17 protein-coding genes are annotated in these 16,946 nt (G+C 68.1%); 6 read left to right on the top strand and 11 right to left on the bottom strand.

The genetic code is table 11. The annotated features are described in order from the left end of the window. The first annotated feature begins 105 nt into the window (after positions 1-105). The 5 genes from E0H45_RS38845 (at position 106) to E0H45_RS38825 (ending at position 3,841) form a co-directional block, all read left to right on the top strand. The gene (locus tag E0H45_RS38845) at positions 106-321 is read left to right on the top strand and encodes a hypothetical protein (RefSeq protein WP_131347133.1); all 216 of its coding nucleotides are present in this window, start codon (positions 106-108) and stop codon (positions 319-321) included. Positions 322-444: 123 nt separating this feature from the next. Next, a complete protein-coding gene (locus E0H45_RS38840; protein ID WP_131347131.1) occupies positions 445-690 on the top strand; it encodes an antitoxin in 246 nt (81 codons plus the stop codon). A gap of 180 nt (positions 691-870) precedes the next feature. Then, on the top strand, positions 871-1,386 hold the full coding sequence (locus tag E0H45_RS38835; RefSeq protein WP_131347129.1) for a pyridoxamine 5'-phosphate oxidase family protein: 516 nt from the start codon (positions 871-873) through the stop codon (positions 1,384-1,386). 68 nt (positions 1,387-1,454) lie between these two features. Beyond that, on the top strand, positions 1,455-1,910 hold the full coding sequence (locus E0H45_RS38830) for an NUDIX hydrolase (protein WP_131347127.1): 456 nt from the start codon (positions 1,455-1,457) through the stop codon (positions 1,908-1,910). 68 nt (positions 1,911-1,978) lie between these two features. Then, positions 1,979-3,841: a LamG-like jellyroll fold domain-containing protein gene (locus E0H45_RS38825; protein ID WP_165546755.1), complete on the top strand. Its 1,863-nt coding sequence runs from the start codon at positions 1,979-1,981 to the stop codon at positions 3,839-3,841. On the opposite strand, the gene E0H45_RS38820 is transcribed toward E0H45_RS38825, so the two are convergent. Together E0H45_RS38820 and miaB are read right to left on the bottom strand one after the other, a co-directional pair. Next, a complete protein-coding gene (locus E0H45_RS38820) occupies positions 3,838-4,545 on the bottom strand; it encodes a phosphotransferase (RefSeq protein ID WP_131347125.1) in 708 nt (235 codons plus the stop codon). The genes E0H45_RS38825 and E0H45_RS38820 overlap by 4 nt on opposite strands. Beyond that, positions 4,542-6,014, bottom strand: coding sequence for a tRNA (N6-isopentenyl adenosine(37)-C2)-methylthiotransferase MiaB (gene miaB / locus E0H45_RS38815; protein ID WP_131347123.1), 1,473 nt, complete (start codon positions 6,012-6,014; stop codon positions 4,542-4,544). The genes E0H45_RS38820 and miaB overlap by 4 nt, the downstream gene beginning before the upstream one ends. Positions 6,015-6,115: 101 nt before the next feature. Here miaB and E0H45_RS38810 point away from each other — a divergent pair, with 101 nt between their 5' ends. Then, on the top strand, positions 6,116-7,636 hold the full coding sequence (locus E0H45_RS38810) for an amidohydrolase family protein (protein WP_131347121.1): 1,521 nt from the start codon (positions 6,116-6,118) through the stop codon (positions 7,634-7,636). Between the two features lie 66 nt (positions 7,637-7,702). Here the strand turns inward: E0H45_RS38810 and E0H45_RS38805 are convergent, their stop codons facing one another. From E0H45_RS38805 to E0H45_RS38765, 9 genes are all read right to left on the bottom strand, one after another. Next, positions 7,703-10,378 (bottom strand): WD40/YVTN/BNR-like repeat-containing protein, encoded by a 2,676-nt coding sequence (locus tag E0H45_RS38805; protein WP_131347119.1) that lies wholly within the window; start codon positions 10,376-10,378, stop codon positions 7,703-7,705. Between the two features lie 62 nt (positions 10,379-10,440). Continuing rightward, positions 10,441-10,857: an ArsR/SmtB family transcription factor gene (locus E0H45_RS38800; RefSeq protein ID WP_131347117.1), complete on the bottom strand. Its 417-nt coding sequence runs from the start codon at positions 10,855-10,857 to the stop codon at positions 10,441-10,443. Continuing rightward, a complete protein-coding gene (locus E0H45_RS38795) occupies positions 10,854-11,057 on the bottom strand; it encodes an iron dependent repressor, metal binding and dimerization domain protein (protein WP_131347115.1) in 204 nt (67 codons plus the stop codon). Before E0H45_RS38795 ends, E0H45_RS38800 begins: the two co-directional genes overlap by 4 nt. A 12-nt stretch (positions 11,058-11,069) precedes the next feature. Next, positions 11,070-12,719 carry a chaperonin GroEL gene (gene groL / locus E0H45_RS38790; protein ID WP_131347113.1) on the bottom strand — a complete coding sequence of 550 codons (1,650 nt, stop codon included), beginning with the start codon at positions 12,717-12,719 and terminating at the stop codon, positions 11,070-11,072. 19 nt (positions 12,720-12,738) lie between these two features. Further along, positions 12,739-13,764, bottom strand: a complete 1,026-nt coding sequence (locus E0H45_RS38785; protein WP_131347111.1) for an NAD(P)-dependent alcohol dehydrogenase — start codon at positions 13,762-13,764, stop codon at positions 12,739-12,741. Then, positions 13,761-14,486: an iron-sulfur cluster assembly protein gene (locus E0H45_RS38780; protein WP_131347109.1), complete on the bottom strand. Its 726-nt coding sequence runs from the start codon at positions 14,484-14,486 to the stop codon at positions 13,761-13,763. The genes E0H45_RS38785 and E0H45_RS38780 overlap by 4 nt, the downstream gene beginning before the upstream one ends. Then, complete coding sequence (locus E0H45_RS38775) at positions 14,483-15,502, bottom strand: amidohydrolase family protein (protein ID WP_131347107.1); 1,020 nt, start codon at positions 15,500-15,502, stop codon at positions 14,483-14,485. The genes E0H45_RS38780 and E0H45_RS38775 overlap by 4 nt, the downstream gene beginning before the upstream one ends. 7 nt (positions 15,503-15,509) lie before the next feature. Then, the gene (gene mimD, locus E0H45_RS38770) at positions 15,510-15,845 is read right to left on the bottom strand and encodes a propane 2-monooxygenase effector subunit MimD (RefSeq protein WP_131347313.1); all 336 of its coding nucleotides are present in this window, start codon (positions 15,843-15,845) and stop codon (positions 15,510-15,512) included. A 2-nt stretch (positions 15,846-15,847) separates the two neighbouring features. Beyond that, the gene (locus E0H45_RS38765) at positions 15,848-16,945 is read right to left on the bottom strand and encodes an aromatic/alkene monooxygenase hydroxylase subunit beta (protein WP_131347105.1); all 1,098 of its coding nucleotides are present in this window, start codon (positions 16,943-16,945) and stop codon (positions 15,848-15,850) included. Position 16,946: the final 1 nt, after the last annotated feature.

The following is a 16,946-nucleotide window of genomic DNA, read 5'->3' as shown; positions in this document are numbered from 1 at the left end:
TCACCGCTCAAGACTTGGCCAAGAGGTCTGTACCAGCCTTGTGGATGACCCGGGATGAGCGATAGGAACTCTGGAGTTCGAGACATTTCTACGGGAGGAACGCAAGTGACGAATCCGTTCGAGGAAGAGGCTGACGCGGCCAAGGACGCGACCAAGGACGCGCTCGGCCTGGGGGACAACGCCGGCGACGTGGAGCCGGGCGGAGACTCCGGCGGCGACGTGGAGTCGGGTGGCGATGTCGAGTCGGGTGGCGATGTGGAGTCCGGCGGCGACGTCGAATCCGGCGGTGGCAGCTCGGACAGTGGTGGCGACGTAGAGTAAGTCCCGTCCGGCATCGTTTTGGGTACGGCGCTCGCGGAGATCCCACAGTTCAGGCGTTGTAGGTGCGAAGATCGCCGCTAGCTGTCTGTAAGCACTTAACTACGCAGGAATGGGAGCCCCGAGATGGGCATCTTCGACAAGTTCAAGGGCAAGGCCGAGGATCTGAAGGACAAGGCCACCGACCTGGTCGACGGCCACGGCGACAAGGTCGGTGAAGGTCTGGACAAGGCCGGCGACTTCGTCGACGAGAAGACGGGCGGCAAGTACGGCGACAAGATCGACGGGGGCGTCGCCAAGGCCAAGGACGGGTTGGACAACCTGGACGGCCAGAACGACGACATCCCCGACGGGCCGACCAAGCCCGCCTGACGTACCCCCGAAGGGCCGCGAGAACTTAGGTTCTTGCGGCCCTTCGTCATGCCCGGCCGGGCATGCGGGACAGGCGGCGGGGACTGGGAACACGCTATTGCTTGTTCCCAGTCCCTGGGGCCCATCCCCAGTTCCCGGGGATATCCGGCCCGGCCGGATCGCGCCGTGCGAAGATCTGGCATGGCGCTGACGAATCCGTGGTTGTCCGGTCCGGCTCCGACGACGAAGCTTCCGCATGACCAGCTGTCCGAACGGATCCTGAACCTGCTGTCGAGCCAGAACATGTGCGTGCTCGCGACGGTCGGTCCGGACGGTCCGTTGGCGACGCCGGTCCGGTACTACCACCTGGATTTCGCGCTGATGTTCACGGCTTCGGCGCGATCACCGAAGATGCGGAACCTGGCTGCGGACCCGCGGGTCTCGGTCGGGATCTTCGCGCCCCTGGTCGGTCAGGCGAGCAGTCGCGGCGCCCAACTCTTCGGTCAAGCGCAGGTCCTGACCCCTGACGACGATGCGTTCGCTGACTACTGGGAAGCATTCCGCTGGCAGTCAGACCACGTCGAACGCGGAAACTCGCTCGCCGAACCCCCACTCGGACCCCTGGTAGTCGTCACCCCCGACCGAATCGTCTACACAGAACACTGGCTCCGCCGCGAAGGCTACGCCCCAAGACAGCCCTGGAAACCGGCCGACTAGGGACCGCCGTCTCGTCGATGAGGCCGCCGACGTGGAGGGGTGTCGGTGGGGGTGTTTAGGGTGCGGGTATGGATCGGTTTCGGGTGGTGCCGGCGGCTTATGTGATTGTTCGGCGCGGGGACGAGGTGTTGTTGTTGCTGCGGGCCAACACCGGTTACATGGACGGGCATTGGGCGGTTCCGGCCGGGCATGTGGAGCGGGGTGAGTCGGCGGTTGCGGCGGCGGTGCGGGAGCTCAAGGAGGAGGTCGGGCTCGACGTCGACGCGGCGGATCTCGTGCCGGTGACGGCGATGCATCGGACGGGCGGGAACGGCGATCCGATCGACGAGCGGGTCGACTTCTTCTTCATGGCATCGAAGTGGACCGGCGAGCCGAGGTTGAGGGAGCCGGAGAAGGCAGCCGGCCTCGACTGGTATCCGCTGGACAAGCTCCCCGAGCCGCTGGTGCCGCACGAGGCGCGGGTGCTCGGTGCGGTGGCGGACGGTGATGCGCTTCCTGCGGTGATCGCCCAGGGTTTCGCCTGAGTTCACACTTCCGTGGGTCGCCTCACTCTAGTGTTCGCTGCGGTGTCAGTGACCTTGTGGAGGCGGCAATGGATCAGCAGAACGACGTGACGAGCCGGCGGCGGCTCCTGCAGGCGGGCGCACTCGGCGCCGGTGCGGTGGTCATGCCGGGCGTGCTCAGCGCCGGCGAGGCCGCAGCGACCGGCACCGGCGGGTCGGCGAGCACCGGGTCGACGACGAGCGGCACGGTGAGCACGGCGAACGCGGGGCGGATCGATACCGAGCACGCGCGCTTCACGCTGGCCGTCGTACCGGATACGCAGTACCAGTACGACGAGGACCGGGGCGACCCGGCGCCGCTGACCGCGAGCTTCGAGTGGCTGATCGAGCAGCGGTCGGCCGAGAACATCGTCTTCGTCGCGCACCTCGGTGACGTGGTGCAGAACGCGCTGGCGATGGAGTTCGCCCAGGCCGACCCCGTCTTCAAGATCCTGGACCGGGCCCGCTTCCCGTACTCCGTGCTGGCCGGCAACCACGACATCGACGGGTCGAAGGACGACACGCGCGGCGACTCGCCGTACCTGCACACGTTCGGGCCGCAGCGGTTCCGCCGGATGGCGACGTACGGCGGATCGACGTCGAACGGCTACAACTCCTACCACGTGTTCCGCGCCGCCGGGCAGCAGTGGTTGCTGCTGGCAATGGACTGGCGGCCGTCGGACGCGAGCTTCGCCTGGGCCCGGGACGTGATCGCCAAGCACCCGAAGCTGCCCGTCATCCTCACCATCCACGAGCTGGTGAACGCCGACCACGGCAACCCGGTCGCGTACTTCAGCGACCACGGCGGCCGGGTCTGGGAGCAGCTGGTGAACGACAGCGACCAGATCTTCCTCACGCTGAACGGCCACTACTGGCCGCCCGGCCGGGTGACCCGGAAGAATGCCGCCGGCAACGACGTGCACCTGCACATCACCAACTACCAGGACCGGTTCTACGGCGGATCGGGCATGGTCCGGCTCTACCACTTCGATCTGGCCCGGAACACGATCGACGTGGAGACCGTCTCGCCGTGGATCATGGACCAGGACCCGGCCAAGCGGAACGAGCTGGCCGAGGCCGAGATCGAGCTGACCGACGACACCAACCGGTTCAGCATCCCGATCGACTTCGCCGAGCGGTTCGCCAAGTTCGCGCCCGTCCCGGTTCGTCCGGCCCGGCCGGCCAAGCAGCTGGTGATTCCCGGCACAGCGGCGTACTGGCGTTTCGATGGGCCGGCCGCCGACCAGGTTGCCGACCAGTCGGGCAAGGGCAACGACCTGACCCGCGTGCTGCTCGCCGGTGATGCGCCGTCGGCGAGCGCCGAGTTCCATCCGGACCAGCCGGGGCACGCGAGCTGGCTGTTCCCGGGCGGCAAGAACCCGGCCCGCGGCGGGTACCTGAAGACGGCCGACGATGCGCCGCTCAACGCCATGACGTTCAAGAGTGGCTACACGATCGAGGCGTTCGTGAAGCTGGCCGACGACGGGCAGGACCACTCCTGGGAGGGGCTGCTCTCCCGGCTCGGCACGGGCCGCGACGCGGGCAAGACCGGCAGCGACCCGGACGAGCCGACGGTCAAGCTCGGCTTCTCCGGTGGACTCGAGCTGCAGTGGGCCGTGTACCCGGTCGACAAGAACGACACGTTCACCAACTGGGGCCACGAGATGGTCGCCGGCCGCTGGTTCCACCTGGCGATCGTGAACGACGGCCGGCACAGCACGGTGTACGTCGACTCGTCCGAACTGCTCCGCAACCCGGCGACCCCGTCCAACGGGCTGTCGACTGCCGGCAAGCCTTGGCTGGTCGGCGCCGGGCACTACGCGAACACGATCGACCAGGGCTTCGCGGGGAACATCGGCGAACTCCGCATCGTCACCCGCGCACTGAAGCCGTCGCAGTTCCTGAACGCTTAGAGGTGGGACCGGATCAGGGCTTCCTGGGCGGGGAGGAGTGCGAGCTCGGCGGGCGTCAGCGTCCGGTTGTTGCCGCGCCGCTCCAGTGCGTCGGGAAGCCCTGGTGTCGGGTCGATCGAGTTGGCCAGGTACGTCGCGAGCGCGTCGCGCAACAGGTCGGTGAGGTTCTCGTAGGCGGGGTCGAGGGCGACCTGGGCGAAGATGATCGCGGTCATCGCGACGTCGAACTCCGCGGTGCCCTCCTCCGCGTTCCGCCAGTCGATGACGACCGGGCCGTCGGCGGTGGCCATCACGTTCAGCGGATGCAGGTCGCCGTGCACGACGACGAGATCCGGCGTACCGCTCGGGGCCGGGATCGCCTGCAGCCGGCGGTGCAGGTCGGCGTGGATGAGGCCGATCTCGGTCGCGCTGAGATCGCCCGCGATCGCGGCGTCGCCGAGCGTCGGCCCGTCGAGCCGCTGCAGGACCATGTCCGCACCCTCGACGTCGCGTACCGCAGGCACCGGGTAGCCGTACTGCCTCACGTGCCGCATGAAGTCGGCCTCGTCACGGACCGGATGGCCGTTGCGGTACCGCCGCAGCACCCACTCGTCGTCGATCGAGTAGATGTCCGCGTCTCTGCCGAACGCGAACGGCTCGGCGTCCGGCGGCAGGAAGGCTGCCCCGCGGGCCGCGCGATCCGATCCGGCGGACTCGTCCGTCATCCGACCTGGCAGCCGCCGACTGCCGGCTCGAGGGGCGTGGCGCCGACGGTCGGCATGCCGAGCATCACGCCCGACGGGCCGGCCGGTGCATCCTGCGTGCGCTGCCACGCGTCCCCGGCGCGCGTCCGGCGTACGGCGCCGAACACGTCCGCGACCAGGTGATGCGGAGCGGCGTACGTGACCTCGACCGTTGCCACGTCACCCGGTCGCGGCGTCTCGACACCCTCCGGTACGGCGAAGTGGACGAGCCGGTTGTCCGCTGCACGACCGCTGAGCCGATGGGTGGCGGCGTCCTTCCGCCCCTCCCCCTCGGCCACGAGCACCTCGACCGACCGGCCGACGACCAGCTTGTTCTCCGCCCACGCCATGTCGTCCTGCAGCGCGACCAGCCGCTCGTACCGATCCTGGACGACGTCGCGCGGGATCTGGTCCTCCATCGACTCGGCCGGCGTCCCGGGACGCTTCGAGTACTGGAAGGTGAACGCCCCCGCGAACCGCGCCTGCCGGACCACGTCGAGCGTGCCCTGGAAGTCCTCCTCGCTCTCGCCCGGGAACCCGACGATGATGTCGGTGGTGATCGCCGCATCGGGCATCGCCGCCCGAACATCCTCGATGATCTTCAAATAGCGATCCCGACGGTACGACCGCCGCATCGCCTTCAGAACGGCGTCCGAACCCGACTGCAGCGGCATGTGCAGCGAAGGCATCACGTTCGGCGTCTCGGCCATCGCCTCGATCACGTCGGCGGTGAAGTCCCGAGGGTGCGGCGACGTGAACCGGACCCGCTCCAGCCCGTCGATCTCCCCGCACGCGCGGAGCAGCTTCGAGAACGCATACCGGTCGCCGAACTCCACGCCGTACGAGTTCACGTTCTGGCCGAGCAGCGTCACCTCGAGCACGCCCTCGCCGACCAGCGCCTCGACCTCGGCGAGGATCTCGCCCGGCCGGCGGTCCTTCTCGCGGCCGCGCAGCGCCGGCACGATGCAGAACGTGCAGGTGTTGTTGCAGCCGACGCTCACCGACACCCAGGCGGAGTACGGCGATTCGCGGCGGGTCGGCAGCGTCGACGGGAACACGTCGAGCGACTCGAGGATCTCGACCTGCGACTCCTGCTCGATCCGGGCCCGCTCCAGCAGCACCGGCAGCGCGCCGATGTTGTGGGTCCCGAAGACGACGTCGACCCACGGCGCCTTCTTCGTGATGGACGCCTTGTCCTTCTGCGCCAGGCAGCCGCCCACGGCGATCTGCATGCCGGGTTTGCGCGCCTTCACCGGCGCCAGGTGACCGAGGTTGCCGTACAGCTTGTTGTCGGCGTTCTCCCGGACCGCGCACGTGTTGAAGACGACCACATCGGCCTCGTCACCCTCGGGCGCGCGGACATAGCCCGCGTCCTCCAGCAGCCCGCGCAGGCGCTCGGAGTCGTGGACATTCATCTGACACCCGTAGGTGCGGACCTCATAAGTACGCATAACAGCCACCAAGAGTACGTGCCGCGGTAGACATTTCCCTACCTGGGACCGGCTGCCTGCAGCCCCTGCGCCGATGCCCCGGCTCGACAACAGTGGAGGGCATGAACAGTTCTCGCCGTCAGTTCCTCGCCCGTACCGCCGCCGGAGCCGCCGTGCTCGGCGGCGGCACCTTCGCCTCGACGTCCCTGTCGGTGGCCGCGCTGAAACCCACCCGGATCACCGCGCTCACCGACGTCACCGTCATCGACGTCGCCACCGGCCACCGGGACCGGCACCAGACCGTACTGATCAGCGGCGACCGGATCATTGGCGTCGGCCGGATCCCGGTCCCCCGCGGCGCAGTCGAACTCAACCTGCCCGGGAAGTACGTCATCCCCGGGCTCGCCGACATGCACGTCCACAGCCTCGGTGACGAACGCGTGTCGCCACCTCTCTATCTGGCGAACGGCCTGACCACCGTCCGCGAGATGTCCGGCCAGAACCCGATGCTGTACGACTGGCGCGACCGGATCGCGGCCGGCACCTTGCTCGGTCCGCGCATGGTGGTCGCGAGCAACATCATCGACGGCGACCCGACGCTGTGGGACCCGAACCTGATCCAGGTCATCGTCGTCGACGACGCCGACTCCGCGCGGGCCGCCGTACGCCGGGTGAAGTCCGAGGGTGCCGACTTCGTCAAGGTGTACTCACGCCTCAGCCGCGAGTCCTGGCGCGCGATCATCGACGAGGCCCGCAAGGTGGGTCTGACCGTGCACGGCCACGGCCCGGACCAGGTCTCCTCGAAGGAGGTCAGCAACGCGGGCCAGCGCAGCATCGAGCACATCCACTCGCTCGGGCTCGCGGTATCGACCCGAGAGGCCGAGGTACGGCGGATGCTGCTCGAGATCACGGTGCCGACCGGCGACTACAACTCGTGGTTCCGCCAACTGCACCCGATCGAGTGGATCGCTGCCAACACCTACAGCCCGTCGCGGGCCGCCGACGTGTTCGGGACGCTCCGCCGCAACCTGACCCGGGTCACGCCGACGTTGACCATGCACAACGTGCTCGACCAGATCGACTACACCCAGCTCGACCCGTCGCTGGCGAAGTACCTGAGCGAGGAGTCGATCGGCACCTACGACTACGTGATCCAGAACCTGTACGCGGCCAACCGCACCGCGGAGGAGATCTCGCACCAGCGCCAGATGTGGGCGTGGCGGCAGCGGTTCGTCCGTGAGTTGCTCGCGCACGACGTACCGATCCTGGCCGGGACCGATACAGGTACGCCGTACTCGGTGCCGGGATTCGCTCTGCACGAAGAACTCGCGCACCTCGTCGACGCCGGGGCCACGCCGCGTCAGGCCCTGTACGCCGCGACCGTGGAGCCGGCCAAGTTCCTCGGATCAGAGACAGGTGCAGTGCAGCCACGCAAGATCGCGGATCTCGTCGTACTCGACGCCGATCCGCTGACCGACATCCGCAACACCCGGCGCATCCACACCGTCGTCACGCGAGGCCGCGTGATCGGCCCCGCTCAGCGCGAGCAACTCCTCTCCGACGTCGAGGCGGCAGTGAAGGAGCCGCCAACCACCGCGACCCTCGCGGCGGGCGGATGCTGCGGAACCCACCGCACGACCTGAACCGCACTTTGTGCACCCACCAACCAAAATCCTGGCCGAACAATGGTTGGTGGGTGCTCAAAGTGATCAGGCGGGCGGGGTGATGCTCCAGATGCCGCGGCCGTGGGTTGCCGCGTAGATGTTGCCGTCGGGGCCGGACTCGATGTCCATGACCGTTGTGGTGGGCAGGCCGGTGCCCAGGACCTGCCAGTTGGTCGCGCCGGGCGCGCGGTAGAAGGTGGCTAGGTCGGACCCGACCACCAGCGCGCCGTTGGCCAGTTGCTTGACCGCGCTGGTCGGGATGTCCGGCAGGTTCGCCGAGATGTCCGACCAGGTCGTGCCGCCGTCCTTGGTCTCGTAGACGTGGCCGACGCCCGCACCCGGGCCTTCGGTGAAGCGGCGCGAGAAGCCGTTCACGGCGACGTACGCGTGCTGCCCGTTGGCCGGATCGATCCCGACGCCGGCGAGGTAGCGGTTCGGGAAGCCGGCCGGCAGGCTCACCTGGTGCCAGGTGCCGCCCGAGTTGGTGGCCAGACCGCGGGCGAAGCCGTCGTTGTTGCACGGTCCGCACCAGCTGACCCAGCCGACGCCGCCGCGCATCGCGACCGCCGTTGCCGAGTGTCCGGCGCCGAGGTCGAAGGCCTTGGTCCACTCGGAGGCGCTCCGCATGCCCCAGCCCTTGGTGGACGTGTAGACGTACTGCCCACCCGCGATGAAGCCGTTGGAGTTCGCGGAGTCGATCGCGATCGGGGCGATGAACCGCGGGCTCGGGTCACCCGGGTCCAGGCTCCACGAGCTCGCCTCGGCCGCACTCAACGCGCCCTTGTTCAGCGCGCAGTTGTTGGTGATCTTGACGGCCAGGGCGACGTACTCCTGCAGCTGGTTGCAGCCGTTCTGTGGATCGGCCGCGCCGTCGCCGCCGTCACCGCCGAAGTTCGAGCCCATCTTGGTGTCGGTGTCGCCGCCGTTCGGCTGCACTCCGAACAGGTTCGAGACGCCGTTGTCCTGCAGGCCGCCGGACACCACCACGCCACCGTTCTTGGTGTCCTTGCCGACCGACACCGAGTAGTACTGCAGGGCGTCCATGGTGCCGTCCGCCGTCAGCGAGGACCAGTCGGTGCCGTTGTGGTTGGCGTTGACCTGCCCGTTCACCGGACGCTTGTAGATGCCGCCGTCGTTGCCGACGAAGACGACCGGCTTGCCGCCCGACGTACCCACGGCGACCGAGTGCTGGTCGGAGTGCGGCGCCATCGGACAGGTGTTCTTGGTGTCGTCGATGTTCCAGCACGAGAAGCCGAAGTTCCAGTACGGCCCGACGGTCGCCCAGTGCGATCCCGCGTCGGTCGTCTCGAACACTTCTTCCAGGCCCGCCCACACGTGGTCGGCGTTGGCCGGATCAACGGTCAGGAACTGGTTGTACCAGGCCTGCACGCCGACGGCGTACCCCTTGCGGTCCAGTGCCGAGCCGCTGTTGTGCAGGATCTGCGGATCGGCGATCTTGTTCCACGGACCGGACGGGCTGCCGGTCTTGGAGACGAAGATGCCGGCCAGGCTCGTGCTGCCGTTGATCTTGCTCGGCTGCTGCACGAGCGCGTACAGGCGGTCACCGGTCTTGCTGAACGCGAACGTCGTGTAGCCGACATCGGTGCTGTTCTTGATGCCGCCCAGCACCACGCTCAGCCGCTTCCAGCTCGACGGCCCGGCGGTGTAGTCGTTGGTCTCGTAGAACCCGTTGTAGGTGTCGCCCGAGCGCCAGCCGATGGCAGCGATCAGGTGCTTGGGGTTCTTCGGATCGATCGCGATGTCGTTGACGATGTTCTTGTACGCCGCGTTCGTCGCGCCACCGGTCTGACTGCCGGCCGGCACCAGCACGTTGCCGGCGTCGTCCTTGATCTCCGGCATGAAGTCCGGGTTCGGGTAGTAGGCGACCTTCCAGGCGCCCGCGGTGGTCGACGCGTCGTGGTACCAGACGCCGCGGTTCGTCGCAGCGAACACCTGCCCGCCACCCCACCGCAGCCGGCCGACGGTGGTCGACTCCAGTTCCTTGCCGCCGACCCGGTCGGACGGCGAATAGGTGCCGGTCACCGGGTTCGCGAGACGGTAGACACCTGATCCGACATACGACGTACCGCCGGTGTTCGCCTCGCCCGTCGCGTACCAGAGCGAGCCGTCACCTGCGAGCTGCAGGTCGCCGCCGCTGAGAGACGGCAGCGAATCGCTGAGCGGAGTCCAGTTGCCACCGCCCGAGGTGGAGCGCCACACACCCCCGTTCGCGCCGGCCGCGTACACGTGGTCGGCGTTGTCGGCCGCCAGGCCGGTGATGCGGCCGGTGACGTAGCCGGCGCCGCCACTGGAGTTGGAGTACCAGTCACGGTAGCGGGCGTCATCGGCGTCGTACGGGACTCTGGTGACGTCGTGCCAGGTCCCTGCGGTGTGCGGGAGCGCCGTGAGCTGGGCGAACGCGGCCGAGTACGCGCCCGGGGCGACGATGCCGCCCGGTGCGGTCCTGGCCTGCTCGAACTCGTCGGCGATCGTGAAGGCTTCCTTGGACTCGCTCTGCATCTCCGACGGGTTGCCGCCGGCGATCATCAAGGCCTTCTCCATCACGGCGGCGTTGTAGTGCCGGCCGGCCCATTGGTGCTTGAGCCACTCTTCCTTCAGCTCATAGCGGCCGGCGTAGCCGCCGATCCCGGCTGCGATCAGGACGGCCCCCAGGCCGCCGGCTATAACTTTGCGGGTGCGTGTGGCCAGCGAGATTCGCATGACGTACTCCGGATGTTTCTTGGCGGGTCGCCGTCCCTAGGCGGCGCTCCCGTAGCCCTGGGTCAACGCACAGAGCCGCGGAGACCATACGTCCGTTGCATCGGCCACGGAAGTAATTGGTCGCGCTCCGCAACAGGCAAGGGAAAACCTGCAGCTCCCAGCCTGGGCGGGTCCGGCGCGAGGGAGCCGTCGGGAGCCACGTGAGCAAAGATCTGCTCGACCAGTGCGATCACGTGGGGGTCCTGGACGGTGTAGAACTGCCGGCGGCCCTCTCGTCGGGCGGTGACCAGGCCGGCGAGGCGGAGTTTGGCCAGGTGCTGACTCGCCGTCGGCACGCTGACGCCCACCCGGGCAGCCAGCGTGCCGACGTCGTACTCGCCACAACTCGCCAACGCGACCAGGTGCAGTCGGACCGGCGCCAGCAACAGGCCGAACGTCCTGGCCGCGGTGGCGAGCTGTGGCGAGGTCGGCTCGATCATGCGTCCACGTGGGCCCTGGGTTCGATCGGCGTCCCGTGCGGGTCCCGGGTCGGGTACCCGAGCGCGGCATCGATGAGGTCCTCGAGCCGGTCGCTCAGACCCTGCGCGAGTACGACGGCCTCGTCGTGCACCTCGTCGAGGCCGACACCGAGAACCCGGTGCAGAAAGGTTTCCAGCAACTGGTGCCGTCGCTCGTCCATGGTGCGCTCCGCTCAGTAGATGTTGGACGGCCGGACCATGCCCTCGGCGAGATCGCCGAAGCCGGGCGCCATGATCGCGCCGGGGTTGCCGAGGATCTCCTCGACGACCGCGGTCTCGGTGGTGATCAGCAGCGCCGCGATCGAGGCCGCGCTCTCGAGCGCTGCCCGGGTGACCTTCAGCGGGTCGATGACCGCCTCGGCGACCATGTCGCCGTACCGGCCGGTGAGCGCGTTGAAGCCGTGGCCGCGCGGTAGTCCGGCGACCTGGGCGACCACTTCGTCGCCGTCGTAGCCGGCGTTGATCGCGATCCACCGCAGCGGTTCCGGCAGCGCCCGCCGGACGATCTCCCGGCCGATCGCCTCGTCGCCGGTCAGCTCCGGCTCCGACAACGCTGCCTGTGCCTGGACCAGGGCGGTTCCGCCGCCGGCGAGGACACCCTCCTCGAGTGCGGCGCGGGTCGCGGCCAGCGAGTCGTCGACCCGCAGCATCCGTTCCTTCAGCTCGACGCTCGTCGCGCCGCCGACCCGGATCACCGCGACCTTGCCGGCCAGCCGCGCCATCCGCAGTTGCAGACTGTCCTGGTCGGCGTCGATCTTGGCCCGCTCGAACTGCGTCTCCAGCTGGGCGATCCGCGCCTCCACCAGGGACGCGTCGCCGTGACCGCCGACGATCGTGGTGCTGTTCTCGGTGATCGTGATCCGGTCGCAGGAGCCCAGGTGGTCCCTGCTGACCTCGTGCAGGTCGAGGCCGGTGTCCTTCGCGATCACGGTGCCGCCCAGCGCGGTGGCGAGGTCCTCCAGCTCCGCGATCCGGCGGTGCCCGAAGCCGGGAGCGTGCACGACGACGGACCGCATCGTGTTGTGCATGTTGCCGCCGACCAGCAACTGCAAGGCCGGCCCGTCGACGTCCTCGGCCAGTACGACGAGCGGACGATCCGCGCGCTTGGCGAGCTCGACGGTCGGCATGATGTCCTGCACCTGGGTGATCTTCTTGTTCGTCAGCAGGATCACCGGGTTGTCGTAAACGGTCTCCATCCGCTCCCGGTCGGTGACCATGTACGCCGACACGTACCCGTGGTCGAACTCGATGCCGTCGACAACCTCCACCGACATCCCGAGCGTGTCGGACTCCTCGGTGGTGACGACGCCGTTGCGCCCGACCCAGTCGACCGCGTCCGCGATCACCGCGCCGATGGTCTCGTCGTCGCTGGCCGCCAAGGTCGCGATGTGCCGCAGCTCGTCCCGGCCGCCGACCTCGACGGCCCAGCTCCGCAGCGTCTCGATCACGACCGGCACGGTCTGCTCGATGCCGCGCCGTACCCGCATCGGGTTCGCGCCGGCGTCGACCTCGCGCAGTCCTTCGCGGACCATCGCCTGGGCGAGCACGGTCGCGGTGGTGGTGCCGTCGCCGACCACACCGTTGGTCTTCATCGCGACTTCCTTCACCAACTGGGCGCCCATGTTGGCGAACGGCTCGCGCAGCTGGATCTCCCGCGCGATCGTGACACCGTCGTTGGTGATGGTCGGCGGGCCGGTGAGCTTCTCCAGCACCGCGTTGCGGCCTTTCGGCCCGAGCGTCACCTTGATCGCGTCCGCGAGCGCGTTCACCCCGGATTCGAGCAACCGTCGCGCGTCCGTGTTGAATCGCAGTTCCTTCGCCATGGTCAGACCACCTTCGCTGTCACGGGATGAGGATCGCCCGGCCGCGGACCCGGCCGTGGTCGAGATCGTCGAGAGCCTGCTGGAAGTCCTCCAGCGGGTACTTCGTGGTGTGCAGCGCGACCTTTCCCTGCGCCGCGAGCTCCATCAGGTCCTGCAGGTCGTTGTAGGAGCCGACCAGGTTCCCGATGAAGTTGATCTCGGTCGAGATGATGTCGATGGTCGGTACGTCGAGGTTCTCGCCGTACCCGACGACGTAGTAGTTGCCGGCCCGCCGCAGCATCGCCACGCCGTCCGCGGTCGCGCCGCCCTCACCGACGAAGTCGATCACCGCCTCCGCACCGGCGCCGCCGGTCAGCGCCCGGACCTGTTCGATCTGGGTGCCATCGGCAACGATTCCGTGATCGGCGCCGATCTGCACCGCCAGGTCGACCGCCGCCTGGTTGCGGTCGACGACGATCAGCGTCGCCGCCGAGATCGCCTTCAGCACCTGGATCCCGATGTGCCCGAGCCCGCCGGCGCCGATCAGTACACAGACCGCGCCGGGCCGGAGTGTTCGCGCCGCCTTGGCCGCGGCATGGTACGCCGTGAGCCCGGCATCGGCCAGCGCCGCCACGTCGGCCGGCTCCAGACGGTCGTCGATCCGGACGACGCTACGGGCGGTGGTCCGCAGATAGTCGGCGTACCCGCCGTCGGTGTCGATGCCCGGGAAGCTGCTCGCCTCACAGTGCACGTCGTCGCCGGAGCGGCAGGCCCGGCACAGACCACAGGTGATCAGCGGGTGCAGGATCACCTTGTCGCCGACCGAGACATGCGTGACGGCGTCGCCGACCGCGTGCACCCAACCCGCGTTCTCGTGCCCGATCGTGTACGGGAGCCGTACGCCGCTCTTCTCGGCCCACTGGCCTTCGAGGATGTGCAGATCGGTCCGGCAGACGCCCGCGCCACCGACCCGCACGATGACGTCCAGCGGTCCGGTGATCTTCGGTTCCGGGATCTCCGTGAGCTGAAGCTTGGTGTGATACCCGATCACCTGCACCGCTCTCATGTGGTCCTCCTCGTATCGGTGATGAGGGCGCCCGGCTCGTTGTCGTACCTGGTGGCCAGCAGGCCGCGGCAGAAGTGCGCGTTGCCTTCGACCGAGATCCGCACTGCCTTGGCGAAGCGCAACCGCGCCGGCACGGCATCGGGCGGCACCGGTACGCCGTCGTCGTCGACCAGCACCAGGTCGTCCGGCCGGATGCCGAGCCCGATCGCAGCGCGGCGACGCAGCAGAGCCTCCTTGTGAGGCCCGCCGGGCAGTTGCCCGAGCGTGAGCCCGGGCAACTGCTCGACGGTCGTACCGGTGGATCTGAGCAGCGCCATCACGCTGCGCTCCATCGCGGCCGTGTGCGCCTTGCGCTGGAAGATCCGGCGCAACTCATCGAGGTCCTGCTCGGCCTCGGATCCGAAGGTGCCGACGTAGCCCGCGTCCGCGGCCAGTCCGGCGTTGATCTTGTCCGAGTCGTGGTGATCGTCGAGCAGGACGGTCACCTTCCCTACCTGAGGCACCCGACGAAGGGCGTCGACCGCGTCGGATGCCATCAGGTAGGCGAAGTTCGGTGCGCAGAACGAGGTCGGCAGCCGGAGGTGGACCGTCACACCGGTCCGGTCGATCCGGATCGACCGGACGAAGCCGAGGTCGGTGATGGGCTGGTCCAGCTCCGGGTCGACAACGGTCGCCAGGGCCGCGACGACCTCGGACTGCAGCGACGTGGCGACCGCGATCATGACGCCACGGCTTCTTCCCGGGACCCGGCACCCGCGGGCAGCCTGAGCTCCTCGGGTACGTCGAGGCCGTACAGCGCTGCCGCGTTCAGGCCGAGGATCTTCTTCTTCTGCGCAACGGTGATCGGCGCGTACTCGGTCAGCTCCCCCGGGATCTGGAAGTCGACGAACGCCTCGACCAGCCACTTCGGCGTCCACAGCGCGTAGTCGCTGGAGAACAGGATCCGGTCCTCGCCGATCCAGTAGAGCAGCTCGCCGATGATCTGCGCGAAGTAGCCCGGCCGGGTGTGGATGAACGGCATCGCCACCGCGAGACCGCCGTACACATTGGGTTCCTGGGTCGCGATCCAGCAGAAGTCCTCGAGCCGGGGCAGGCCGACGTGCTCGACGATGAAGTTGAGCTCGGTGTAGTCGGTCGCCACCTTGTCGATGTCGGCGACGTCGAACGAGTCCCGGTCCAGCGGCCTGATCGTCGGGCCCTTGTGCACGTGGATGTTCTTGATCCCGAGCTCGAGGCACTCCTCGAGATAGCGCCGCGACCACGGGTCGTCCAGCTTCCAGCCGCGCGAGTCGCCGTACCACTCGGCGGTGTAGAGCTTGACGCCCTGCAGGTTCATCCGCGCGGCGTCCTTGCGCAACTGCTCGAGCCCGGCCTCCGCGTGCCGCGGGTCCCAGGCGTGGTTGTACGTGAGTTTGCCGGGGTTGGCCCGGGTCAGCGCGAGGGCGTCCTCGGTCTGACCGAAACCGTTGACGTAGAAGTCGCTCAAGATCGCCGGCTGGAAGATCGCGTGGTCGACGTACCCGTCCTCGAAGAGGTCCTTCAGCAACCGCTGCCCGCCGTAGTAGGTGTAGGTGTCGTAGTCCCAGACGACCTCTTCGGGGCTGAGGTTGCGGTGGTAGTCGTAGAAGCAGTCGATGAACTGCTTGCCGTGGATGTTCTTCTGGTTGGCCGCGCGGGCGTCCCACAGGGCGATGTGCGCGTCGACGATGAAGTACTTCTCGCCGTTCTTCTCGTACATCCCGGCCTCACTTCGTGGTGAGGTCGAAGCCGATGTACTCGGCGGCGTCCTCGGGGCTGGCGAACAGGATGGTCTTGTCGTCCAGGTGGACCATCCGGCCGTAGTGGGTCGAGCTGATCTCCTCGAAGACGGAGCCGTCGAACTCCGACCCGAGCGCGTCGGTCAGCTCGGCGTAGTCGAAGTTCAGCAGGCCCACGCCGTCGACCCGGATCATCGAGGGGTACTCGGTGAGCTCGACGCCGTCCTTGGCGCCCATCACCTCCGCCACGACCCGGCCGATCGGCGTGTTCATCAGGGTCACGCCGCACTTGTTGGAGAACTCGGTGGCCGATCCGAACTGCATGCTCACTGGTCCAGCTCCTTCGGAGAGTCGAGCCCGAGATCTTCGAGCAGCGAACGGAACTTCTGCTTGGCCGCGTCCAGGCTGGACGCGAACGTGACGGACTTCTCGGCCGGCTGCGACCAGATCGGCTGCAACGCGTGCGCGGCGTCCAGGCAGCGCGGCACCCAGGTCGTGAGCCACTCGCCGAACAGCGCCTTGTTGCTCTCGCCGTACTCGGCATCCCGGGTCAGCAGCCGGAACAGGTTGCGGGTGTAGCCGAGGTCGCGGTCGTAGTCGTACTCGCCGGTGCCGACGATGGTCGGCGTGATGTAGTCGCCGTTACGAGCGGCGATCTGCATCACCAGCTCGGTCCGGAACAGTGACCCGACCAGCTGCTCGAACACGATGTTGGTGGCGAACAACAGCTCGCACCAGTCGCCCACCGCCGTCAGCCGCTCGACCACCTCACGGGTCGGCTGCCACTCCGGTGCGCTGTGCCAGACCTCCTTGTGGGCGGCGCCGTCGAACGGTACGTCGGCCTCCGACAGATCCAGGTTGAACAGAGCGAGGTCCTGGGCGAACCGCATCTTGTGGGCGGCGTTGACCGCGACCGCGGTGTTGATCATGTTCGTCGGGCCGGATCGCTGGATGCTGGTGAAGACATGCAGGGCGAGGCCGTTCTCGGCGTGCATCCAGGCACCCAGGTTGCGCTCGATGAACTTCAGCCAGGCCGGGTTCCAGCTGTCGTACGCACGGGCCCGCTTCGCGTTCTGCAGGCACAGGTCGACTTGGTGGACGACAGCCGAGTTGTTGCGGTAGATCGTCTGGTCCCACTCCTCGTTCGGGTCGAGGAAGGCGTGCCAGTTCGACGACTCCGCGGCCGTCCACTCCTTCGGATAGCCGCCGGGACCGTCGCCGAAGCCGTAGATCCAGCCCTGGCTCAGGTGCCGCTCCGGGTCCGGCTGTACGTCGACGGTGACGTCCTCGTACATCGTCGCGCGCAGCTTGGCCGGCTTGTAGTAGTTGTACGCGCGGCTGGTCGAGCTCGGGAACTCCAGCGCACCGGCCTCGGAGTCGGTGAACTCGATCGTCGGGAAGCTGCGCTGCTTGGTTTCTGTCATC

The organism is Kribbella soli, assembly GCF_004331345.1.
GTDB classification, from domain to species: domain Bacteria; phylum Actinomycetota; class Actinomycetes; order Propionibacteriales; family Kribbellaceae; genus Kribbella; species Kribbella soli.
Note: the sequence above shows the minus strand (reverse complement) of the source record. Positions and strands in the feature narration are given on the sequence as shown.